Origin of the sequence: Streptomyces cynarae (assembly GCF_025642135.1) — a bacterium.
In the GTDB taxonomy this organism is placed as follows: domain Bacteria; phylum Actinomycetota; class Actinomycetes; order Streptomycetales; family Streptomycetaceae; genus Streptomyces; species Streptomyces cynarae.
In genome coordinates this window covers 1859081-1881337 of the sequence record NZ_CP106793.1, presented here as the reverse complement: position 1 = coordinate 1881337, position 22257 = coordinate 1859081, and the positions used below count along the sequence as shown (strand labels likewise).

Sequence of the window (22257 nt, the reverse complement as noted above, 5' to 3'; positions counted from 1 at the left end):
GACTGCTGCGGCGATTTCTGTCGCTCGACAGAAATTAGGCGGGGACCGGGTCGTCGCCGTGTCCCGGGCGTTGCCGGTTGGTTTCCGGTCCCTCACGGCGGACGCCGGGCAGGCCCGTCGTCGCACCGCGCCCAGATCGCCGTACGGCGTCATGTGCGAGGATCGACCGCATGGGAACCGGTGGTGGGCGGCGGGTCGGCAGGCCGCGGGCGGAGCGGCGGCCCGACAGCGGACTGTCGCCGCGCGACGAGCTCCTCACGGCCGCCGCCGAGTTGTTCACCACTCGCGGGTATGCCGCGACCACCACGCGCGCCGTGGCCGAGCGGGCCGGTATGCGGCAGGCCTCCATGTACCACTACGTGTCCGGCAAGGAGGAACTGCTCGCCGAGCTGCTGGAGTCCACCGTCACGCCCTCGCTGTCCTGTGCGCGCGACCTGCTCGCCGACGACACCGCTCCGGCCGAGGACCGGTTGTGGGAGCTGTGCCGCACCGACGTCGAGCTGCTCTGCGGGGGCCCGCACAACCTGGGCGGCCTCTACCTGCTGCCGGAGGTGCGCTCCGAGCGGTTCGCAGGCTTCCATGCCGTGCGCTCCGAACTCAAGGACACCTACCGGCAGTTGATCGCCGCCACCCGTGCGGGCTCCGGCCTCGCCAAGGGTGAGCTGGATCTGCGGACGGATCTGGTCTTCGGGCTGATCGAGGGCGTCATCCTGGTCCACCGCTCCGACCCGGACCGCCCGGTGTCCGTCTTCGCGGAGGCCACGGCGGACGCGGCGCTGCGCATCGCCGGAGTCTGAGGCGCTCCCAAGGGCCTCGGGGCCTCGGGGCCTCGGGTCATCAAGTCCACCAGTCCACTGGCACAGGGGAATTCACCTGGGCGGGGGACCTCTCTCGCCTGCCCGTACGCCGTGACAGTGTGTGTTCGAATCGCAGCACACCGTATGAAAAATGCCGAGCGTACTCCTGACGCGCGGGGCATTTCAGGTGCTTGCCGAATATGACATAGCGATGATCCGGTCGGACTAAGCTCGCCCGCGGCGCACCGAGTTGAGGTGTATTCGTGCGCCTGTTCCCAAACATACCGAAGATCCAGTTGTCACCCCGTTCCGATCCGGTACCTACCCGTCTTTTTTTCGTAAGCACCCCCGATCCAGCCGATTCCGTCTCAGAGGGCATACATGGTGAGTGTTCAATCGCCTCCCGGTGGCCGTGAACTTCCCTACGCACGCGTTCTGTTGGTGCCGTTCATACTGATGTGCGCGGCGACGGGGGCCGCCGTCGCCGTGCTCACCGGGCCGGCCCGGACCGCCGTCGGCTGGTGCGGGGCCATCGCCACGGTCCTGGTGACCGCCGTCGCGGCCGTGGCGGTCCACCGCGAACGCGCCCTGCGTGCGCTGCGCGCCGACTGCGCGGAGCGCACCGCCTTCCTGGAGCGGCGGATCGCCTCGCAGAACGACGACCTCGACTACCTCCGCACCGAGATCGTGCCCAGGGCGGTCGCCAAGCTGCGCGAAGCCATCTCGCCCGGACAGGTGCTCACCCAGCTCGTCGACGGCACCCCGGAGTTCCGCGGGATCCCCGACGCGCAGCGCCGGTTGCTGAAAACCGTGCTCCAGGTCATCGACCGTGAGATCGCGCGGCGTGACTCCGCGCTGCGCGCCTTCGTCCACATCGCCCGCCGCGTCCAGGCCATCGTCCACCAGCAGGCCAACGAACTGCGGGAGATGGAGGAGGACCACGGCCTGACCCCCGAGGTCTTCGACGACCTGCTGCGCCTCGACCACGGCAACGCGCTCATCGGTCGCCTCGCCGACTCCATCGCCGTCATCGGCGGCGGCCGCCCCGGCCGCAAGTGGCCCCAGCCCGTGCCGCTGTACAGCTGTCTGCGCGGCGCGATGAGCCGGATCCTGGAGTACCGCCGCATCGAGCTGCACTCCATCGCCAAGGTGAACATCAGGGGCGAGTCGGTCGAGCCGATCATCCACGCCGCCGCCGAACTCCTCGACAACGCCACGCGCTACTCGCCGCCCAACACCAAGGTGCACGTCACCGCCACCGAGGTGCAGACCGGTGTCTGCGTCGAGATCGAGGACGGCGGAGTCAGCCTCAGCGGGGAGAGCCGCGCCAAGGTCGAGAGGATGCTCGCCGAGGCCCAGGCCGGAGTGGACGTCCAGCAGCTCGGTGAGGCCCCCCGCCTGGGTCTTGCGGTCGTCGGCCGCCTGTCGTCCATGTTCAACATGGAGGTCTCGCTGCGGAAGTCGGCGTACGGCGGTGTCCGCGCCATCCTCGTCGTCCCGAACGACATGACGACCACCGACCCCGCCCCCGGACAGGCCCACGGCGTCGGCATCACCTCCATTCCGACCCTGGACAACGACGGCGTCGAGGGGCCCAAGCGCAAGGAGAAGCCCCGCCGCCCCACCACCGGGCCCCGGGTCCCGGAGCGGCTGTCCCTGGAGGACGACGTCCCCGTGGTCACCGAGTGGACGGCGGGCGGCCTGCCGCAGCGCCGCAGCCGGGTGAAGATCCCGCTGAGCCAGCAGATCGCCGAGGCGGCCGCCGCGGAAGCAGCCGCCCAGGCCATTCAGGCCAGGAGCCACGCGCCGGTCAGGCCCGAGCGCGAACGCAAGAAGAAGGACGAGCCGCCGCCCGGCATGTGGGTGGAGGCGTTCTTCGCCGGTCTCAAGGCCGACCCGGACCCGAACGCCTTCTCCTCCGGGCCGCCCGACGACGACGCGCACGCAACCACCAGCACCGACGAGCCGGCCGCTGCCCAGGCCGACGACGAGGGGGACCCGAAGTGATCCAGCAGCGAGGCAACCTGGACTGGTTGCTGAAGGAACTCGCCGACGGCGTGCCGGGCATCCACCAGATCGTGGTGCTCTCCGCCGACGGGCTGCGCATCGCCCGCCACGGCGGCGACCCGGACGCCGCCGACCGCGTCGCCGCGGCCTGCGCCGGACTGCAGAGCCTGGCCGGGGCGGTCGCGGCCGAGATGCCGGACAGCGACGGCCGGATGCGCATGGTCATCATCGAGATCGACGGCGGCTACTTCTACATGATGGAGGCCGGCCCGAACGCCTATCTGGCGGTGCTCTCCGACGTGGTCGCGGAGGCCGGCCTGATGAGCAACCGCATGCGCGATCTCGTCGTCCGCATCGGCGACCACCTGACGAGTCCGCCGCGACGGACCGGGCAGACCGTATGACTCCTCCGCAACGGCGCCGGCGCCATCCCCGGGAACAGCCTCCCCCGGAGCCTGTCACCGAAGGCGGCGCGGCGGAAGGCGAGGGGAAGCAGCCCGAGCGGCTGTACATCCTCGCCGGCGCGGCCGACGGGGGTGAACGGGCCCCCATCGACCTGGTCACCCTGATCGTGACCAGCGCCGACCCGCCGCCCGCCGCCACGCCCGAGCAGTCGGCCCTGCTCCGGCTCTGCCGGGCCCCCCTGTCCGTGGCCGAGATCTCGGCCTACCTCAGTCTGCCGTTCAGTGTGGTGACCATGCTGATCACCGACCTGCTGGCGGCCGAACTGGTCCAGGCGCGCGCCCCGATCGTCCGGCAGGCGGTGCCCGACCGTTCCCTCCTCGAAGCGGTGATGCATGGACTTCAAAAGCTCTGACACCGTCCCGGGGCCGCCCCCCGAGGACCACCTGCCGCATACCACGCAGGCCGCGGTCAAGATCGTCATCGTGGGCGGGTTCGGGGTCGGCAAGACCACCATGGTCGGTTCCGTCAGCGAGATCAGGCCGCTGACGACCGAGGAGACCATGACCCAGGCGGGCATCGGGGTCGACGACAACTACGGCTCCGACAGCAAGACGGCCACCACCGTGGCCATGGACTTCGGCCGGATCCGCATCACCGAGCAGCTGGTGCTGTACCTGTTCGGCACCCCGGGCCAGGAACGCTTCTGGTTCCTGTGGAACGGCCTGTTCGAGGGCGCGCTCGGCGCCGTCGTCCTCCTCGACACCCGCCGCCTCGAGGTCAGCTTCGATGTCATCGGCCGGCTGGAGGAGCGTGGCGTGCCCTTCGTGGTCGCCGTCAACTCCTTTCCCGACGCGCCTCGTTACCCCATTGAGGAGCTGCGCGGGGCACTCGACCTGCCCGTCGAGATCCCGATCATGGAGTGTGACGCCCGGCGTCGGGCCTCCAGCCGCGAGGTCCTGATGACGCTGGTGCGCTTCCTGCACTCCCTGGCGATGCGCCGCGCGCCCGTGTGAAGGCGCCCGCGCCCGCCGCGTGAAGCGCCCGTGCCGACCGCATGAAGGCGCCCGCGCCCCCGTGTGAAGGCGATCGCGACCGCTTGAGCACGCCCGCGTCGCCGTCCCCCTGTTCCGTGCCCATTCCCATCTCCACCTCGACCCCAAGACACAGGTTCGACCTGACGTTCCGGAGCGACCATCGTGACGCCTGAATCCCCCTCCCCGACCGGCAGCGACCACACCGGCACGGACGCCTCCTCGGCCGTCCCGCCGCCCGGCTGTCCGGCCCACGGCCTCGGCCCCGGCGGAGTGCGCCGGCTGTACGGTCCCGAGGCGGAGGACCTGGGAGCCCTGTACGAGAAACTCCGCGCCGACCACGGCCCCGTGGCGCCCGCGCTGCTCCACGACGACGTGCCGATCTGGGTCGTGCTGGGGCACGCGGAGAACCTGCACATGGTGCGCAGCCCCGCGCACTTCACCCGTGACAGCCGCATCTGGGCCCCGCTGGTGAGCGGCGAGGTCAAGCCCGACCACCCGCTGACGCCGCACTTCGCCTGGCAGCCCATCTGCTCGCACGCCGAGGGCGACGAGCATCTTCGGCTGCGCGGTGCGGTCACCGGCGCCATGTCGACCATCGACTACCGGGGACTGCGCCGGTTCATCAACCGCGCGACGCAGTACCTCGTCAACCGCTTCTGCGAACAGGGCCGGGCCGACCTCGTCGGCCAGTTCGCCGACCACCTCCCGATGGCGGTGATGTGCGAGGTGCTCGGCATGGGCGAGGAGTACAACGACCGGATCGTGCACGCCGCCCGCGACATGCTCAAGGGCACCGAGACCGCGATCGCCAGCAACCAGTACATCGTGGAGGCCCTCGGCCGGCTCGTCGCCCGCCGCAGGACCGATCCCGACGACGACTTCACCACCCACCTCATCAACCACCCGGCCCGGCTCACCGACGACGAGATCAGGGAGCACCTTCGGGTGGTCCTGATCGCCGCCTACGAGGCCACCGCCAACCTCCTCGCCAACGTGCTGCGGATGATCCTCACCGATCCGCGGTTCCGGGCGCAGCTCAGGGGCGGCCAGATGACGGTGCCCGAGGCGGTCGAGCAGTCCCTGTGGGACGAGCCGCCGTTCAGCAGCATTCTCGGCTACTTCGCCAAGCAGGACACGGAGTTGGGCGGGCAGCGCATCCGCAAGGGCGACGGACTGCTCTTCGCCATCGCGCCCGGCAACGTCGACCCGCGGGTGCGGCCCGACCTCTCGGCCAACATGCAGGGCAACCGCTCCCACCTCGCCTTCGGCGGCGGCCCGCACGAGTGCCCCGGCCAGGACATCGGGCGTGCCATCGCCGACACCGGCATCGACGCCCTGCTGACGCGGCTGCCCGACCTGGAACTCGACTGCGACGAGGACGAGTTGCGCTGGACCGCGTCCATCGCGTCGCGGCACCTGGTGCAACTGCCGGTGCGGTTCCAGCCGAAGCCGCCGCAGGACGTCACGCAGCAGCCGTCGCTGCGGCCGGAGCCGGCACAGCGCACCGACTGGGAGATCACGACGGCGTCCGCTGCCGGGAGCGCCACCGCCGTCCCGGACCCGCTGCCGGCTCCGCCCCCGCCGCCGGCCGCCCCGCCGGCGCCCTCCGAGCCGGCCGCCGAGCCGCGGCCCCGGCCGGGACTGTGGCGCCGGGTGCTGCACTGGTGGCGGAGCCGCTGAGCCGCTACCCGGCCCATGCCTCGTAGGAGGACCAGGCCTCGAGCACCCGCTCGCTGACGAAGCGGTGCGCACGTCCCGTGACCGGATCGGTGAACTCCAGCACCCGCGCCAGCAGTTGCAGCGGGCGCCGGAAGTCACCGGCCGGCGCGGGGGCGGCCACCACCGGATACAGCGGGTCTCCGATGATCGGCAGGCCCAGCGCGTTCATGTGCACGCGCAGTTGGTGGGTCTGCCCGGTGTACGGAAGCAGCCGGTAGCGGCCGAGCCCGGCGCGGTGCTCCAGCAGTTCGATCAGGCTGACCGCGTTGGGCTCGCCCGGCACCTCCCGGGCCGTCATCACCCCGCGCTCCTTCACGATGCGGCTGCGCACGGTGCGGGGCAGGGCGGCCTCGGGGTCGTACGGGGCGACGGCCTCGTACTCCTTGGTGACGCGCCGGTCCCGGAACAGCGACTGATAGGCGCCGCGCTCCTCGGGCCGGACGGTGAACAGCACCAGCCCGGCGGTGAGCCGGTCCAGCCGGTGTGCGGCGGTCAGTGTCGGGATGCCCAGGTCGCGCCGGAGCCGGGCGAGCGCGGTCTCGGCGACGTGGCTGCCGCGCGGGGTTGTGGCGAGGAAGTGCGGCTTGTCGGCGACGACGACGTGCTCGTCCCGGTACACCACGTCGACCGGATACGGCACACGCGGCTCGTCGGGCAACGCACGGTGGAACCACACATACATGCCCGGCACATAGGCCGCGTCCGGGGCGACGGGCCGTCCGTCCGCCCCCACGACGTGCCCCGCCTCGAGCATCCCGTCGATCACCCCGTCCCCGGCCGCGAGCCGGGCCACGAGATGCTCCCGCACGGTGGCCCATCCCCCGTCGAACGGCAACCGCACCCGCACGGGATCGACCCCGCTGCGCTGCGGCAGGGGAGAGGGCGGGGTACGGGGTCGGCGTCTCATGGGGCTCCAGCGTACGAGGCGGCCGGAGCGGGGCGCGAAGGCCCAGGGCCTCTCGTGTGGATCAGGCCCGCGAGCCCGGCATGATCCGAACGAGAGCCCTAGGCGGTCGCCTCCTGCACCGCCGCCTCCAGTACGGGAGCGGAAGCGGGGGTCCGTCTCCGGTACGCCCGGTAGGCGGCGCCGGCTGCGACCGTCGCCGTGAGGAACAGCAGCGTGAACCACCGGAAGTACCAGTGCCCGCCCGTGGGGTCGTACACCGCGGCTCGGGGCCAGGCCAGGTTGACGGTCATCAGGAGGCCGTAGACAAGGGCGAGGGCGTTCACGGGAATGCCCCAGCGGCCCAGCGAGAACAGCGGGGCCCCCGCCTCGTCCGTGCCGCCGGCCGGGAAGCCGCCGCGCAGGCGCCTCAGCAGCAGGGGGCCCGTCACCATCGCATAGGCCAGGTACAGCATCACGATGCAGGTGGTGCCGATGGCCAGGAAGGCGTCCGGGGAGACGAAGTCGAGGAGCAGGAGGGCGGCGGCGAGCACGCCGACCACCAGGGCCGGCGCGCTCGGCATGCCCGTGCGCGGGTTGACCCGCGCGAGCCGCCGCGCGAACGGCAGCCGGCCGTCTCGGGCCATGGAGAACAGCATCCGGCAGGCCGCCGTCTGGATCGCCAGCGTCGCCACCGCGATCGCCACCACCACGTCGGCGAGCAGCACCCGGCCCACCCCGTCGCCGAGGCTGCTGGTCAGGACATAGCTGAGACCGTCGGTGCCGAGCCGGCCGTCGGTCAGGCTCGGTGCCGCGAGAATGCCGCCGAGGACGATGAGCCCGCCGAGCAGGCCCGCCGCGCCGAGCGCGGTCAGGATGGTGCGCGGCGCGGTGCGGCGCGGGTTGTGGGTCTCCTCGCTCATCTCGCCGGCGCTGTCGAAGCCGATCATCACGTACGCCGCCGTGAACGACCCGACGAGCAGCGCCCCGAGCAGCCCGCCCGTGCCGGAGCCGGTGTGGAAGGTGATGCCGGGGGAGCGCCGGGAATGGGTGAGCAGCAGCACGACGATCAGGCAGGCGCCGATGATCTCGGCGGTGACCCCGATGCGGTTCACCGCGGACATCACCCGGTTGTCGACGACGTTCAGGAGCGTGGTGAGCACGAGCAGGATGACGCCGAGGACCGCCGCGTTCGCCGCGCCGGTGGGCGAGGTGGGTGACGGGTCGCCGCCCACCAGCTGGAAGCCGGACCACAGCGGCGGCATCACCATCTGCAGGGCCAGCGCCGCCGCGGCGACCACCACGATCTGCCCGATGACCATGATCCAGCCGGCGAACCAGCCGAAGGCGGCGTTCGACAGCCGTGAGGACCACTGGTAGACGGCGCCGGAGATCGGGTAGCGGGCGGCCAGCTCGGCGAAGCACGCGGCCACCAGCACCTGGCCCGCCATCACCACGGGCCAGGTCCAGAAGAAGACGGGCCCGCCGAACGCGTACCCGAACGCGAAGAACTGGAAGACGGTCGTCAGGACGGAGATGAAGGAGAACCCGGCCGCGAAGGAGGCGTACCGGCCCAGGCTGCGGTGCAGTTCCTGGCGGTAGCCGAAGCGCGCCAGGTCGGCGGCTCCCTCGGGGCCCGGAGGGTCGGGGCGGACGTCGGCGGGGGCGGTGCTCGTCATGGCGGCAACCTGCTTTCGCACTGCGCGCGAGAGTTCCTGTCGGGCGACAGAAATTGCTGTCGGGCGACCGAACGTAGGGAGCACCTGTTTCACCGGCGTCACGCCGGGGTGTCGGGGTGGGACCCAAGTCCTCACGCCCTCGCGAGAGCACCGCACGACAAGGCGGCGGCACCCGGGCATCCCCGGGGTGCCGCCGCCTTGGGTGTCCGGCCGCCGTGTCCTACGCGGCGGACGCGCCCTCCTGCTCCGCCTCTATGCGCGCGTTCCACTCCCGCTTCGACGCCTGCCAGCCGTCCTCGTTGTGCCCGAGGCGCCAGTAGCCGGAGATGGAGAGGTCCTCGCGGGGGATCCGGTGCTCGACGCGCAGCAGCCGGCGCAGTTCCTTCACGAAACCGGCCTCGCCGTGCACGAACGCGTGCAGTCGGCCCTCGGGGAACTCAAGCGCCCGTACGGCCTCGGTCAGTGCCGCGCCGACCGGCCGGTGCCCGCGGTGCAGCCAGACCACCTCCACATCGGAGTCGATCTTCTGCTCCTCCTCGGGGCCGGCCACCTCCACGAACGCGTGCACCCGGGCGCCGTCCGGCAGTGCCTCCAGGGCCGCCGCGATCGCGGGCAGCGCGCTCTCGTCACCGGCGAGAAGGTGCCAGTCGGCGCTCGCGTCCGGGGCGTAGGCGCCGCCCGGCCCCATGAACCGCACGGTCTCGCCCGGCTGCACCCGCAACGCCCACGGGCCGGCGAGCCCCTCGTCGCCGTGGATCACGAAGTCCAGGGTCAGCTCACGGTGCTCAGGATCCCAGGCGCGCACGGTGTACGTCCGGGTCACGGGCCACTGCTCGCGCGGCAACTCCTCGCGGATGCGCTGCAGGTCGAAGGGTTCCGGATAGGTGACGCCCTCGGCAGGGGGGAAGAGCAGCTTCACATAGTGGTCGGTGCAACCGCCCGCCGCGAAGTCGGCGAGCCCCTCGCCGCCGAGCACCACCCGCTGCATGTGCGGGGTCAGCCGCTGCGTGCGGACCACCTGCGCGGTGTGGGCCCTGCGCGCCTTGCCTGCGGGGCGCTCTGCCATGACGGCCTCCCGGTTCCCTGAGTTAGGTTCACCTAAGTTAGCATCTCCCGCCCGTCAACACCTCATTCCCGACTCTCCCCTGAGAACGGGATGACACTTCCTCCCGGAACCGTCACGCCCCCAGCGTGGTGAGCAGCCGCCTCAGTGAGCCGCCCAGACCCCAGCGGGCCTGAAGGGCGTCCAGTGCGGCCGGGTCGCGCGGCGTGCGCGGCAGCGCCGTGTCGACCTCCGGCAGCGGTACGTCCTCGGCGACCCGGACGACCGAGGGCGCGACCGCGACATACGGCCGGGCCTCGGCGAGCCGCTTGCGCTGGGCCGGTGTGAGCTTCGAGGCCGGGTCGTCGACCGCGGCCATGATCCCGGCCAGGTCGCCGAACTCGGCGAGCAGCTTCGCGGCCGTCTTCTCACCGATGCCTGCGACACCCGGCAGCCCGTCGCTGGGGTCGCCCCGCAGCAGCGCCAGGTCCGCATATCCCCGCCCGTCCACGCCGTACTTCTCGCGCAGCGCCGCCTCGTCGGTGAGCTGCAGCGTGCCGACGCCCTTGACCGGGTACAGCACCCGCACCCCGCGCGCGTCGTCGACCAGCTGGTACAGGTCGCGGTCGCCGGTGACGATGTCGACCGGACCCTTGGCGCGCGCCGTGAACGTGCCGATCACGTCGTCGGCCTCGTACCCCGCGACCCCCACGCGCGCGATGCCCAGCGCGTCCAGGACGTCCTCGATCACCGGCACCTGCGGGGACAGCGTGTCCGGCACCTCCTCCACGTCCGGTTCCGCCTCGTGCGCCTCGGCCACGCGGTGCGCCTTGTAGGAGGGGATCAGCTCCACCCGCCAGTGTGGGCGCCAGTCGGCGTCCATGCAGGCCACCAGGTCGTCGGGGTGGTGGTCCTTCACCAGGCGGTCGATGAAGTCGAGCAGCCCGCGCACGGCGTTCACGGGCGTGCCGTCGGGAGCCTTCATCGACTCCGGCACGCCGTAGTAGGCACGGAAGTACAGCGAGGCGGTGTCGAGGAGCATGAGCCGTCGAGTTCTCTGCGTCACGTTCCGCATCATGCCGTACGGCGCCGACAGTGCCCCTTCCGTGGGCATGCCGTGCACATACGTGGCAGAAGTAAACGCCTTGTGAACTGGGCCACCCTTGCGTTTGGCCTTGACGACCGGGGGCAGGGGCGCCTCGAAGCGATGCCGGTTGCAGTTTCAACGTTTGCAGCGGCTCGGAGGCTTCGAGACGAGAGGTACCTGTGTCTTCCAGGCTTGAGACCGAGCACCTGTACAAGGTGTTCGGCAGACGACCGGATCGGGCGGTGGAACGGCTCCGGCAGGGGGCCGACCGTGAGGAACTACGCGCCGACGGGACCACCGCGGCTGTGATCGACGCGTCCTTCACGGTGGAGCCGGGCCAGATCTTCGTCGTCATGGGCCTGTCCGGATCCGGCAAGTCCACGCTGCTGCGCATGCTCAACGGCCTGCTCGAGCCGACCGCCGGACACGTCCGTTTCGACGGCCAGGACCTCACCGCCCTCGGCCCCCGTGAGCTGCGCGAGGTCCGCGCACGGAAGATCAGCATGGTCTTCCAGCACTTCGCGCTCTTCCCGCACCGCAGCGTCCGCGAGAACGCCGCGTACGGCCTGGAAGTGCAGGGCGTGCCCCGCGCCGAGCGCCTGAAGCGCGCCGACGAGGCGCTCGCCCTGTGCGGCCTGGCCGGCTGGGAGAAGTCGTGGCCCGACGAGCTGTCCGGCGGCATGCAGCAGCGCGTGGGCCTGGCCCGGGCGCTCGCCACGGACGCCGACCTGCTGCTGATGGACGAGTCGTTCAGCGCGCTCGACCCGCTGATCCGCCGCGACATGCAGGACCAGCTGCTGCAGCTGCAGCAGACCCTGAAGAAGACCATCGTCTTCATCACCCACGACCTCAACGAGGCCATGCGCCTGGGCGACCGCATCGCCGTGATGCGGGACGGCCGCATCGTGCAGATCGGCACCGCCGAGGACATCCTGGTCCGCCCCGCCGACGACTACGTCGCATCCTTCACCCAGGACGTCGACCGCTCCCGGGTGCTCACCGCTGGCGCGGTCATGGACACCACGGTCACCGGCGACGACCCGGGCTGCGGCTGCGAGACCGCGACCCCCGACACGCCGTTCACCGAGTTGTGCGCGATCAGCGCCCGGCTCTCCCATCCCGTCGGGGTGGTCGACGAGGGCAACCGGCTCATCGGTGTCGTACCGCGGGAGCGGCTGGTGGGCTTCCTGGGCAACGAGGCCGCCGACCCCGCCCCCTGCGACAACAGGCGCGACGCCCACGGCGGGAAGGCGGTCGCCCGTGCCTAGGATCCCGTTCGGCGACTGGGTCAACTCCCTGGTCGACTGGCTGCTGCACCACATGGCGTGGCTGTTCGACTTCTGCAAGACCGTCTTCCTGGGCGCCTTCGACGGCATCAACGCCGTCCTGCAGGCACCCGAGCCGCTGCTGCTCGCGGGCATCTTCGCCGTGATCGCGTTCTGGCTGCGCGGCACGGCCGCCGGTGTCCTCGCCTTCGCCGGCTTCGCCTTCATCGACTCCCTGCGACTGTGGGACGACGCGATGGTGACCCTGTCGCTCGTCCTCGTGGCGACGCTCATCGCGCTCGTCGTGTCCGTGCCCGTCGGCATCTGGGCGGCCCGCTCCAGCCGGGTCGGCGGCCTTGTGCGGCCGGTGCTCGACTTCATGCAGACGCTGCCCGCGATGATCTACCTCATCCCGGCGATCCTGTTCTTCGGCACCGGTGCGCCCGCCGGCATCGTGGCCACCCTGATCTTCGCCCTCGCGCCCGGCGTCCGCATGACCGAGCTTGGCATCCGCCAGGTCGACAAGGAGCTGGTGGAGGCCGCGGAGGCGTTCGGCACCACCCCGCGCGACACGCTGCTGCGCGTCCAGCTGCCGCTCGCCCTGCCGACCGTCATGGCGGGCGTCAACCAGGTGATCATGCTGGGTCTGTCCATGGCGGCCATCGCCGGCATGGTCGGCACCGGCGGCCTCGGCGGCGACGTGAACGAGGCCATCGGCCAGCTCGACGTGGGCCTCGGCTCCGAGGCCGGTGTCGCCATCGTCATCCTGGCGATCTACCTGGACCGCATGACCAGCGCACTCGGCACCCAGGTCTCCCCGCTGGGCCGCCGCGCCGCCGCCCGGCTGCGCGCCGCGCGGGGTCTGAAGATCTGGTCCTACCGGCCCCGGCCCGCCGTGGCCGTGATCGGGGTGGTCGTGCTCGCGCTGGTCGCCGGCGGCATGGGCGTCTTCGCGGGCGGAGGCAAGTCCGCCACCGCCGCCGACGCGCAGAACGTCGGCCAGGGCAAGAAGATCACCATCGGCTACATCCCCTGGGACGAGGGCGTCGCCTCCACGTTCCTGTGGAAGGAGGTCCTGGAGCAGCGCGGCTTCCAGGTCGACGTCAAACAGTTCGACGCCGGTCCGCTCTACACCTCGCTCGCGCAGGGCGACATCGACTTCGAGACCGACTCCTGGCTGCCCACCACGCACCAGCAGTACTGGAAGAAGTACGGCAGCCGGCTCGACGACCTGGGTTCCTGGTACGGCCCGACGTCGCTGGAGCTGACCGTGCCCTCCTACATGAAGGGCATCGACTCGCTGGAGGACCTCAAGGGCAAGGCCGCCACCTTCGGCGGGAAGATCACCGGCATCGAGTCCAGCGCCGGTGAGATGAGCCTGCTCAAGAGCACGGTCCTCAAGAAGTACGGCCTGGACAAGGAGTACCAGGTCGTCGACAGCTCCACGCCCGCGATGCTCGCCGAGCTCAAGCGCGCCTACGGGCAGAAGAAGCCGGTCGTCGTCACGCTCTGGTCGCCGCACTGGGCGTACAACGACTACGACCTGAAGAAGCTCAAGGATCCCAAGGGCGCCTGGGGCAAGGGCGACTCGGTGCACACGCTCGCCCGCAAGGGCTTCGCCCAGGACAACCCGGTCGTCGGGACCTGGCTGAAGAACTTCAAGATGGACGAGAAGCAGCTCACCGGCCTGGAAGCGGATATCAACAAGGCCGGGAAGGGCAGGCAGCAGGACGCCGTGCGGGCCTGGCTGAAGAAGAACCCGGGCGTCGTCGACAAGCTCGCCCCGGTGCAGAAGTCCGCGGCCGGCAGCCCGGCCGAGGCCGAGCGGCCGCTGAACGTCGCCTGGTTCCCCTGGGACGAGGACGTCGCCGTCACCTACCTGTGGAAGAACGTCCTTCAGCGGCGCGGCTACCGGCTCGACCTGAAGCAGATGGACGTCGGCCCCGTCTACACGGGACTGGCGAGCGGCGACCTCGACCTCAACTTCGACGCCTGGCTGCCGTACGCCCAGAAGAACTACTGGGACAAGACGAAGGACAGGCTCACGGACCTGGGCACCTGGTACCAGCCGACCTCCCTGGAGATCGCCGTGCCCTCCTACGTCAAGGACGTGAAGTCCCTGGAGGACCTCAAGGGCAAGGCGAGCACCTTCGACGGAAAGATCATCGGTATCGAGCCCGGCACCGGGGAGATGAACCTGCTCAAGACGAAGGTCCTGCCCGGCTACGGCCTCGACAAGGAGTACCAGGTCGTCGACGGCTCCACGCCCGCGATGCTCGCCGAGTTGAAGCGCGCCTACGCGCAGAAGAAGCCGGTCGCCGTCGTCCTGTGGTCGCCGCACTGGGCGTACAGCCAGTACGGGCTCACCAAGCTCGCGGACGACAAGAAGCTGTTCGGTGAGGGCAACACGATCCGCACCATCGCCGCCCGGGCGTTCCCGGACCGGTACCCGCAGCTCACCAAGTGGATCAGGAACTTCAGGATGAGCGAGGCGGAGCTGGGCAGCCTGGAGAGCGAGATCAAGAACCGCGGCCAGGGCCATGAGGAGGCCGCCGTGGCCGCGTGGGTGCAGCAGCACCCGGACATCGTGCAGCGGATGACTCCGCAGTGACCCGCCCGTAGTGCTCCGGGAGGACACCCGGAGCACTCCCAGGACCGCGAGCCGCCCGGCGCCCTCACCGCGCCGGGCGGCTCCGTACTCCCGTACTCCCGTACTCCCGTACTCCCGTACTCCCGTACGAGCGCCGTACGAGGCCGTACGAGAAAAAATCCGGTCAACCCCGCAACGGCCCAATTCGCCGATCGTGACCGTAGGGCTCTCTTCCCTGACCGGTCCACGACGCATCCGGCACCTCGCGCGGGGCGCCAGACGCTCCTGGTCAGCCCTTTTCTGGCAGGTGAGCGCGGCGTGCGCGGGGAGGCGGGACCGCTCGTCCGGTGGCGCGAACCCTGGCCTTCACCACTCTTGTATATGACACCGATGTGACGGGCGCATGAAACGGTTTGCCGAACATGCGTAGGGTGCAGACAACTCAGAAGAAGCAGTGGACCGACGAGCGAGGGAGGGAGCCGGAGCGATGGGCGACCACAAAGAGCAGCCCCTTCGGGTGGGCGCGGCCGTACGGCGGCGCCGCCGCGCGCTGGAGCTCACCCTCGCCGTCGTGGCCGAGCGCAGCGGCCTGTCGGTGCCTTTCCTGAGCCAGGTGGAGAACGAGCGGGCGCGTCCGAGCCGGCCCTCCCTGGAACGGATCGCCGACGCCCTGCGCACCACCGCCGTCGACCTGCTGGCTGCGGCGGACCCTGCGTGCAGCGTGGACGTGCTGCGCGCCGACGACGAGGCGGTGCCGCCGGGGCAGGCCAGAGTGCGCCCGCTGGTGCGCGGGCACCACCAGCTGCACGCGATGGAGTTCATCGGGGACCACGACGAGGGACGCGAGTTCCAGCACCGCAACGACGAGTTGATGTACGTCGTCGAGGGCGCCGTCGAGATAGAGGCGGAGGGCCGGGCGCACCGGCTCGGGCGAGGGGACACGCTGTACCTGAGCGGGGGAGTGCGGCACCGCTGGCGGGCGACCGTCCCGGACACCCGCGTGGTGGTGGTCGCGGTCGCGGACCACATCGAGGCGGTCGAGGACCGGTCGCGCCGCCGCTGACCTGCTTGCCGTCACCGCCGGGGTCCGAGGAGGCAGGATGCGGGTCGTCTCACTGGTGCCGTCGCTGACCGAGGCCGTCACCGCCTCCGTGCCGGGCGTCCTGGTCGGCGCCACCGACTGGTGCACCCACCCGGCGGACCTCGACGTCGTCCGGATCGGCGGCACCAAGAACCCGAAGGTCGACCGGATCATCGGGCTCGCCCCCGACCTGGTGCTCGCCAACGAGGAGGAGAACCGCGAACCGGACCTCGCCGCCCTGTGTGAGGCGGGCCTGAACGTCCTGGTCACCGAGGTGCGGAACGTGCCGCAGGCCTTCCGCGAGCTGGAGCGGGTGGTGGCGGCGTGCGGCGCGCCGACCCGGCCCCGCTGGCTGGACGAGGCGGAGGCGGCGTGGTCACGGCTGCCGGAGCCGGGGGCCCGTAGGACCGCTGTCGTCCCCGTCTGGCGCAGGCCCTGGATGGTGCTGGGCCGGGACACCTTCGCCGGGGACGTCCTGGCCCGGCTCGGCGTCGGCAACCTGTACGGGACGCACCCGGAGCGCTATCCGAAGGTTCCCCTTCAGGAGCTGCGGGACGCCGCCCCCGACCTGGTGGTGCTGCCCGACGAGCCGTACCGCTTCACCGCCGACGACGGTCCGGAGGCGTTCGAAGGGCTGCCGTGCGCGCTGGTCAGCGGGCGTCACCTCACCTGGTACGGGCCCTCGTTGACCGAGGCGCCACACGTACTCGCCCAGGCGCTGCGAGCAGCTCGCCGCTGACGACGCCCCGGCCGGTCCGGACGGCGGCCACGGCCCACGCGGCGACGAGCAGCGCGTACAGGCCGACCGCGAGCCCGTCGAAGGCGGCGAGCCCCGTGCGCCGGGCCAGCGCCTCCGCTCCGGTGACGCAGGTGCCGACCGGGAACGTGAACGCCCACCAGGTCATGGCGAAGCCCATGCCCTGCCGCAGGGCCCGCGCCACCAGCGCGGCCGCGAGCGCCAGCCACAGCAGGGCGAATCCCATGACCGGGACGCCGTACAGCACGGCGAGGACGGCGAAGCCCTCGGCGTACGGGGCCGGCACGGCGCCGTGGGCGGCGGCGTCGGAGGCGGTGCCGACGGCGGTGGTGGACTGGCCGAGCGGGCCGAGCACCAGGAACAGGGTCGGTGTCAGGGGCAGCGGGAGCGGTCCCGAGGTGATGAGCCGGGTCAGGATCGGCGGCAGGGTCACGAGCGTGGCCAGCAGGCTCAGCCCGAACAGCGCGAGACAGGCGAGCAGCAGCGTCTCGCGGGGCCGGCCGGCGGGCAGGTGGGGGACCAGCAGCGGTCCCTGGGCCGCGGAGACCATGGGAGCGACCAGGGGCAGCAGCCACACGGGGCTCGCCTGGTCCGGCTCGATGCGGTGCCGGGCGACCATCAGATACGGCACGGCGACGGCGGCGACGAGACCGATGACAGTGCCTGCGGTGAACAGGACGGTGTCCACTGCGATGGCGGGGCCCGCCCCGATCCAGTCCCGGCCGACGGCCAGGGTGGCGCCGCCCACCGCGAGCAGGGCCATGGCCAGGCAGCCGTAGAAGGGGGCCACGGCGGGGTCGAGCAGATGGGCGCGGGCCTGGTCGCGGTGGTGGACCCAGTGCAGGGTGCGGGCGACGAGCAGGGCCGCGAGCAGGGCCGACGCCAGCGCCCAGACAGCCGTGCAGAGGGTCCGCAGTCCGGCCACGTGCACGGCCCCGGGCAGACCGGCGCCGGCGGTCGCCACGATCGCGGTGCCCATCACGGAGGCGTACCAGTTCGGTCCGAGGTACCGGACGGCGGGGGCACGTCGGGAGCGGGCGGGCAGGGGGAGGGCGCTCCTGACGGATCTCCGTGAGAAGGACCCTGGGGGCTGGGCTGCAGTGACCATGGATGCACGGTCCCGCCGGGCAGAGGCCGGCACCAGGGATCACGCCTCTATGTGGGCATAAGCTGTGTTTATGGCTGAGGGTGTTGAGGCGGGGCTTCCGGGGGCGGGTCTGGCGCATCGGGTACCGGATCTGGGTGCACTGGAGCTATTGCTCGCGGTGGCCCGGCTGGGCAGCCTGGGGCGGGCCGCGCGGGAGCTGGGGATCACCCAGCCGGCGGCCAGCAGCCGGATCCGCTCGATGGAACGGCAGCTCGGGGTGGCGCTGGTGGACCGTTCGCCCCGGGGTCCCGGCTGACCGCCGCGGGGGCGCTGGTCACCGACTGGGCGCGGCGGATCGTGGAGGCGGCGGAGGCGTTCGACGCGGGGGCGCAGGCGCTCCGGGGCGGCGGGACTCACGGCTGCGGGTGGCCGCGAGCATGACGATCGCGGAGTACCTGCTGCCCGGCTGGCTGATCGCCCTGCGCGCCCAGCGGCCCGACACGGCGGTGTCGCTGCTGGCCGGGAACTCGGCGGCGGTCGCGGAACGGCTGCTCGCGGACGAGGCCGACCTGGGCTTCGTGGAGGGACTCGCCGTACCGACGGGCCTGGACGAGGCGGTCGTCGCCCGTGACCGGCTCATCGTGGTGACGGCGCCGGGGCACCCGTGGGCCCGCCGCCGCAGGCCGCTCACGGCCGGGGAACTGGCCTCGACCCCGCTGATCCTCCGCGAGGAGGGCTCGGGCACCCGTCAGGTCCTGGACGCGGCCCTGGGCGGCCTCGCCCGCCCTCTTCTCGAACTGTCGTCCACCACCGCGGTGAAGGCCTCGGCGGTGAGCGGCGCGGGCCCCGCGGTCCTCAGCGAACTCGCCGTGGGCGAGGAGCTCTCGGCCCGCCGCCTGGTGAGCGTCCCGGTCGACGGCGTACGCCTGGACCGCGCGCTGCGAGCGGTATGGCGCACCGGACACCGTCCGACGGGCCCGGGACGGGACCTGCTGGGGCTGACGCGGCATAGAGGGCAGGGCTGACGCGGGACGGAGGCCAGGGCTGACGGGGAGTCAAGCGCCTGGGCTGACGCGGGACGGAAGCCGGGCTGACGCGGGGACGAGGCCAGGGCTGACGCGGGATGGAGGTCAGGGCTGACGGGGGAGTCAAGCGCCTGGGCTGACGCGGGACGGAGGCCAGGGCTGACGTGGGAGACAAGCGCCAGGGCCGACGGGACGGAAGCCGGGCTGACGCGGGGACGAGGCTGGGGCTGACGCGGCATGGAGGCCAGGGCTGACGGGGGAGTCAAGCGCCTGGGCTGACGCGGGACGGAAGCCGGGCTGACGTGGGGACGAGGCTGGGGCTGACGCGGCATGGAGGCCAGGGCTGACGGGGCAGACAAGCGCCTGGGCTGACGCGGGACGGAGGCCAGGGCTGACGCGGGAGTCAAGCGCCTGGGCTGACGCGGGATGGAGGTCAGGGCTGACGGGGAGTCAAGCGCCTGGGCTGACGCGGGACGGAGGCCAGGGCTGACGTGGGAGACAAGCGCCAGGGCCGACGGGACGGAAGCCGGGCTGACGCGGGGACGAGGCCAGGGCTGACGCGGCATGGAGGCCAGGGCTGACGTGGGAGACAAGCGCCTGGGCTGACGCGGGATGGAGGTCAGGGCTGACGGGGGAGTCAAGCGCCTGGGCTGACGCGGGACGGAGGTCAGGGCTGACGGGGGAGTCAAGCGCCTGGGCTGACGCGGGACGGAAGCCGGGCTGACGCGGGGACGAGGCCAGGGCTGACGCGGCATGGAGGCCAGGGCTGACGGGGCACCACAAGCGCCTGGGCTGACACGGGACGGAGGCCAGGGCTCACGCGGGAGACAAGCGCCTGGGCTTGACGCGGCCTAGACCCAGGCGGACGCCGCCTCCACCAGCGCCCGCATCACCCGGACGTCCTCGCCCATCTCCGGGTGCCACTGCACGCCCAGCACCCAGGCGGCACCCGGCACTTCGACCGCCTCCGGTGTGCCGTCCTCCGCGTACGCCGAGATCACCAGTCCGTCCCCGAGGCGGTCCACGGCCTGGTGGTGGTAGGTCGGGACCGACACCGACTCCGGCGCCACCTCGCCGTAGCGCGTGCCCGGCACCGGCTTGACCCTGTGCCCGCCGAACGCGCCGACCTGGACGACGTGACCGTCGAGGTGCTGCACGAGTGTGCCGCCCAGGGCCACGTTGAGCAGCTGCATCCCGCGGCAGATGCCGAGCAGCGGCGTGCCGGACGCGAGCGCCGCCCCGATCAGCGCCAGTTCCCAGGCGTCCCGTTCTGGCGCGGGCGGCCCGGTCCGCGGGGAGCGCTCCGCACCGTAACGGGCCGGGTCCACATCCGGGCCGCCCGCGATCACCACACCGTCCAGCCGGGCCACCGTCGCCGCCGCCTGCGCCGGATCGTCCGGCGGGAGCATCGCGGCGAGCCCGCCGGCCCGCTGTACCAGCCGCGGATAACCCGCCGGCAGCAGCGCCGCCTCCAGCTCCCAGACGCCCCAGCGCGCCCCGGCCTCCAAATACGTGCTCACGCCGATCAGCGGCCGTCCGGTCATACGGGCCTCCCAGAGCTCCAATGGTCAACGGTATTACCTTTGTGAGGGCGGTGCTCAGGCCAGGAAGCCCCGCAGCAGCGCCGCCGTCCCCGCGCAGTGCTCCCGCATGATCTCCCGCGCCCCGTCGGCGTCCCCGTCCAGTACCGCCTCCACCAGCGCCTCGTGCTGCCGCTGCGAGTGCTCCAGGTTGCGCACCAGCAGCGGGATGCAGTCCAGCAGGTCGTTCACCGAGGCCCGTACGGCCGCGTACTGCGCCGTCAGTGACGGTGACCCGGCGAGCTCCGCCAGTGTGAGGTGCAGCAGCGTGTCCAGGCGCCGGTACTCCGTCAGCGGCGCGTCCTGGGTGCGGACCAGGGCTTCCCGCAGCCGTGCCGCCTGCTCGTCGGTGAGGCCGTGCGTCGCGCACAGGCCCGCCGCCCCCACCTCCAGCACCTCACGGAACCGCAGCACGTCCTCGATGTCGACCCTCTCGATGCGCCGGCGCAGCTCGTCCTCGCCGCCCGCGTCCACGCGCGGCAGGACGAACGTGCCGCCGTAGCGCCCGCGCCGCGACTCGACGAGACCCTGGTCCTGGAGGACCTTCAGCACCTCGCGCAGCGTCACCCGGCTGATCCCCAGCCGCTCCGCCAGCTCCCGCTCTGCGGGCAGCCGCTCGCCGCCCGGCACCAGCCCCAGGCGGACCACCTGGAGGATCTGCTCCAGCGCCTCCTCGAAGCCGTTGCCCGCCCGCACCGGCCGCAGCACCGGCGTCAACCGGTCCCGCACGCCGGCGGCGAGGCCGTCGCCTTCCGCCTGCGACATCAGGCCGTGCCCCCTTCCCAAGCAATGGTTCTCGGAAATACCTTATGACTTCCGGCGGACCCGAAGGAGACCTCCCGTGGCAGACCGCACATCCCCGCTCGGCCTCGAGGAGCTGCACGCCCTCGTAGCGGGCGGCGAGATCGACACTGTCGTCCTGGCCTTCCCCGACATGCAAGGGCGCCTCCAGGGCAAGCGGTTCGCCGCGCGCTTCTTCCTCGACGAGGTGCTGGAGCACGGCACCGAGGGCTGCAACTACCTCCTCGCGGTCGACACCGAGATGAACACGGTCGACGGGTACGACATGTCCTCCTGGGACCGCGGCTACGGCGACTTCGCCCTCCACCCGGACCTGAGCACCCTGCGCCGGGTGCCCTGGCACGAGGGCACGGCCATGGTCATCGCCGACCTCGCCTGGAACGACGGCTCACCCGTGCTCGCCGCCCCCCGCCAGATCCTGCGCCGCCAGCTCGAGCGCCTGGCCGCCCTCGGCTACACCGCCCAGGTCGGCACCGAGCTGGAGTTCATCGTCTTCAAGGACACCTACGAGCAGGCCTGGGACGCGAACTACCGGGGCCTGACCCCGGCCAACCAGTACAACATCGACTACTCCGTACTCGGCACGGGCCGTATCGAGCCCCTGCTGCGCCGCATCCGCAACGAGATGGCCGGCGCCGGGATGACCGTCGAGTCCGCCAAGGGCGAGTGCAACCCCGGCCAGCACGAGATCGCCTTCCGCTACGACGACGCCCTGGTGACCTGCGACCAGCACGCGATCTACAAGACCGGAGCCAAGGAGATCGCCGCCCAGGAAGGCGTCTCGGTCACCTTCATGGCGAAGTACAACGAGCGTGAGGGCAACTCCTGCCACATCCACCTCTCGCTCGCCGACGAGCACGGCCGCAACGCCATGGCCGGCGGGCCCGGCGATGCCGGCGGGATGTCGGAGGTCATGCGGCACTTCCTCGCCGGACAGCTGGCGGCCCTGCGCGACTTCTCGCTGCTGTACGCGCCGAACATCAACTCCTACAAGCGCTTCCAGCCGGGATCGTTCGCCCCGACCGCGGTCGCGTGGGGGTACGACAACCGCACCTGCGCCCTGAGGGTGGTCGGCCACGGACGCTCGACGCGCTTCGAGAACCGGGTCCCCGGCGGCGACGTCAACCCGCACCTCGCCGTCGCCGGTCTGGTCGCGGCCGGACTGCACGGCATCGAGCAGAAACTGGAGCTGCCCGAGCCGTGCCCCGGCAACGCCTACACCGCCGAGTACGCGCACGTGCCCACCACACTGCGTGAGGCCGCCGAACTCTGGGAGAACAGCGCACTCGCCAAGGCGGCTTTCGGCGACGAGGTCGTTGCGCACTACAGCAACATGGCCCGCGTCGAGCTGGCGGCCTTCGACGCCGCGGTGACCGACTGGGAGCTGCGCCGCTCCTTCGAACGCATGTGAGGGGTTC

18 protein-coding genes and 1 pseudogene are annotated in these 22257 nt (G+C 71.7%); 12 read left to right on the top strand and 7 right to left on the bottom strand.

Annotated features, from left to right (window positions below):
* The first annotated feature begins 170 nt into the window (after positions 1–170).
* From N8I84_RS08900 to N8I84_RS08875, 6 genes are all read left to right on the top strand, one after another.
* Complete coding sequence (locus N8I84_RS08900) at positions 171–797, top strand: TetR/AcrR family transcriptional regulator (protein WP_263229026.1); 627 nt, start codon at positions 171–173, stop codon at positions 795–797.
* A gap of 381 nt (positions 798–1178) precedes the next feature.
* Positions 1179–2804 carry an ATP-binding protein gene (locus N8I84_RS08895; RefSeq protein WP_263229025.1) on the top strand — a complete coding sequence of 542 codons (1626 nt, stop codon included), beginning with the start codon at positions 1179–1181 and terminating at the stop codon, positions 2802–2804.
* A complete protein-coding gene (locus N8I84_RS08890) occupies positions 2801–3208 on the top strand; it encodes a roadblock/LC7 domain-containing protein (RefSeq protein WP_263229024.1) in 408 nt (135 codons plus the stop codon). Before N8I84_RS08895 ends, N8I84_RS08890 begins: the two co-directional genes overlap by 4 nt.
* Positions 3205–3621 carry a DUF742 domain-containing protein gene (locus N8I84_RS08885; RefSeq protein WP_263229023.1) on the top strand — a complete coding sequence of 139 codons (417 nt, stop codon included), beginning with the start codon at positions 3205–3207 and terminating at the stop codon, positions 3619–3621. The genes N8I84_RS08890 and N8I84_RS08885 overlap by 4 nt, the downstream gene beginning before the upstream one ends.
* Complete coding sequence (locus N8I84_RS08880) at positions 3602–4222, top strand: GTP-binding protein (RefSeq protein ID WP_200421317.1); 621 nt, start codon at positions 3602–3604, stop codon at positions 4220–4222. Before N8I84_RS08885 ends, N8I84_RS08880 begins: the two co-directional genes overlap by 20 nt.
* 183 nt (positions 4223–4405) lie before the next feature.
* Entirely contained in the window at positions 4406–5923 is a 1518-nt protein-coding gene (locus N8I84_RS08875; protein WP_263229022.1) for a cytochrome P450, read from the top strand.
* 4 nt (positions 5924–5927) lie between these two features.
* Here the strand turns inward: N8I84_RS08875 and N8I84_RS08870 are convergent, their stop codons facing one another.
* The 4 genes from N8I84_RS08870 to N8I84_RS08855 form a co-directional block, all read right to left on the bottom strand.
* Positions 5928–6869 carry an RluA family pseudouridine synthase gene (locus N8I84_RS08870; RefSeq protein WP_263229021.1) on the bottom strand — a complete coding sequence of 314 codons (942 nt, stop codon included), beginning with the start codon at positions 6867–6869 and terminating at the stop codon, positions 5928–5930.
* 98 nt (positions 6870–6967) lie between these two features.
* Complete coding sequence (locus N8I84_RS08865; RefSeq protein ID WP_263229020.1) at positions 6968–8524, bottom strand: amino acid permease; 1557 nt, start codon at positions 8522–8524, stop codon at positions 6968–6970.
* A gap of 220 nt (positions 8525–8744) precedes the next feature.
* Positions 8745–9590, bottom strand: coding sequence for a siderophore-interacting protein (locus tag N8I84_RS08860; protein ID WP_263229019.1), 846 nt, complete (start codon positions 9588–9590; stop codon positions 8745–8747).
* A gap of 112 nt (positions 9591–9702) precedes the next feature.
* Positions 9703–10641: a 5'-3' exonuclease gene (locus tag N8I84_RS08855; RefSeq protein WP_263234705.1), complete on the bottom strand. Its 939-nt coding sequence runs from the start codon at positions 10639–10641 to the stop codon at positions 9703–9705.
* Positions 10642–10832: 191 nt separating this feature from the next.
* On the opposite strand from N8I84_RS08855, the gene N8I84_RS08850 reads away from it, so the two are divergent.
* The 4 genes from N8I84_RS08850 to N8I84_RS08835 all read left to right on the top strand — a co-directional run bounded on the left by N8I84_RS08850 (position 10833) and on the right by N8I84_RS08835 (position 16328).
* A complete protein-coding gene (locus tag N8I84_RS08850) occupies positions 10833–11921 on the top strand; it encodes a quaternary amine ABC transporter ATP-binding protein (protein WP_263229018.1) in 1089 nt (362 codons plus the stop codon).
* Entirely contained in the window at positions 11914–14529 is a 2616-nt protein-coding gene (locus N8I84_RS08845; protein ID WP_263229017.1) for an ABC transporter permease/substrate binding protein, read from the top strand. Before N8I84_RS08850 ends, N8I84_RS08845 begins: the two co-directional genes overlap by 8 nt.
* Before the next feature lie 466 nt (positions 14530–14995).
* Positions 14996–15571 (top strand): helix-turn-helix domain-containing protein, encoded by a 576-nt coding sequence (locus tag N8I84_RS08840; protein ID WP_103845299.1) that lies wholly within the window; start codon positions 14996–14998, stop codon positions 15569–15571.
* Between the two features lie 37 nt (positions 15572–15608).
* A complete protein-coding gene (locus N8I84_RS08835; protein ID WP_263229016.1) occupies positions 15609–16328 on the top strand; it encodes a helical backbone metal receptor in 720 nt (239 codons plus the stop codon).
* On the opposite strand, the gene N8I84_RS08830 is transcribed toward N8I84_RS08835, so the two are convergent.
* On the bottom strand, positions 16255–17454 hold the full coding sequence (locus N8I84_RS08830; protein WP_263229015.1) for a TDT family transporter: 1200 nt from the start codon (positions 17452–17454) through the stop codon (positions 16255–16257). The genes N8I84_RS08835 and N8I84_RS08830 overlap by 74 nt on opposite strands.
* Positions 17455–17524: 70 nt before the next feature.
* On the opposite strand from N8I84_RS08830, the pseudogene N8I84_RS08825 reads away from it, so the two are divergent.
* Positions 17525–18458, top strand: a pseudogene (locus N8I84_RS08825) (LysR family transcriptional regulator).
* A gap of 851 nt (positions 18459–19309) precedes the next feature.
* Here the strand turns inward: N8I84_RS08825 and N8I84_RS08820 are convergent.
* Positions 19310–20002: a gamma-glutamyl-gamma-aminobutyrate hydrolase family protein gene (locus N8I84_RS08820; RefSeq protein ID WP_263229014.1), complete on the bottom strand. Its 693-nt coding sequence runs from the start codon at positions 20000–20002 to the stop codon at positions 19310–19312.
* Between the two features lie 54 nt (positions 20003–20056).
* Positions 20057–20803, bottom strand: coding sequence for a FadR/GntR family transcriptional regulator (locus tag N8I84_RS08815; protein ID WP_263229013.1), 747 nt, complete (start codon positions 20801–20803; stop codon positions 20057–20059).
* A gap of 76 nt (positions 20804–20879) precedes the next feature.
* Here N8I84_RS08815 and N8I84_RS08810 point away from each other — a divergent pair, with 76 nt between their 5' ends.
* Positions 20880–22250 carry a glutamine synthetase family protein gene (locus N8I84_RS08810; protein WP_263229012.1) on the top strand — a complete coding sequence of 457 codons (1371 nt, stop codon included), beginning with the start codon at positions 20880–20882 and terminating at the stop codon, positions 22248–22250.
* Positions 22251–22257 lie beyond the last annotated feature (7 nt).

What these genes read in the sequence shown, in the direction of transcription:
- N8I84_RS08835 (WP_263229016.1), top strand. Translation starts at nt 15,609, where the DNA reads ATGCGGGTCGTCTCACTGGTGCCGTCGCTGACCGAGGCCGTCACCGCC.
- N8I84_RS08820 (WP_263229014.1), bottom strand. Translation starts at nt 20,002, where the DNA reads ATGACCGGACGGCCGCTGATCGGCGTGAGCACGTATTTGGAGGCCGGG.
- N8I84_RS08885 (WP_263229023.1), top strand. Translation starts at nt 3,205, where the DNA reads ATGACTCCTCCGCAACGGCGCCGGCGCCATCCCCGGGAACAGCCTCCC.
- N8I84_RS08900 (WP_263229026.1), top strand. Translation starts at nt 171, where the DNA reads ATGGGAACCGGTGGTGGGCGGCGGGTCGGCAGGCCGCGGGCGGAGCGG.
- N8I84_RS08840 (WP_103845299.1), top strand. Translation starts at nt 14,996, where the DNA reads ATGGGCGACCACAAAGAGCAGCCCCTTCGGGTGGGCGCGGCCGTACGG.
- N8I84_RS08855 (WP_263234705.1), bottom strand. Translation starts at nt 10,641, where the DNA reads ATGCGGAACGTGACGCAGAGAACTCGACGGCTCATGCTCCTCGACACC.
- N8I84_RS08860 (WP_263229019.1), bottom strand. Translation starts at nt 9,590, where the DNA reads ATGGCAGAGCGCCCCGCAGGCAAGGCGCGCAGGGCCCACACCGCGCAG.
- N8I84_RS08870 (WP_263229021.1), bottom strand. Translation starts at nt 6,869, where the DNA reads ATGAGACGCCGACCCCGTACCCCGCCCTCTCCCCTGCCGCAGCGCAGC.
- N8I84_RS08880 (WP_200421317.1), top strand. Translation starts at nt 3,602, where the DNA reads ATGGACTTCAAAAGCTCTGACACCGTCCCGGGGCCGCCCCCCGAGGAC.
- N8I84_RS08895 (WP_263229025.1), top strand. Translation starts at nt 1,179, where the DNA reads ATGGTGAGTGTTCAATCGCCTCCCGGTGGCCGTGAACTTCCCTACGCA.
- N8I84_RS08815 (WP_263229013.1), bottom strand. Translation starts at nt 20,803, where the DNA reads ATGTCGCAGGCGGAAGGCGACGGCCTCGCCGCCGGCGTGCGGGACCGG.
- N8I84_RS08830 (WP_263229015.1), bottom strand. Translation starts at nt 17,454, where the DNA reads ATGGTCACTGCAGCCCAGCCCCCAGGGTCCTTCTCACGGAGATCCGTC.
- N8I84_RS08865 (WP_263229020.1), bottom strand. Translation starts at nt 8,524, where the DNA reads ATGACGAGCACCGCCCCCGCCGACGTCCGCCCCGACCCTCCGGGCCCC.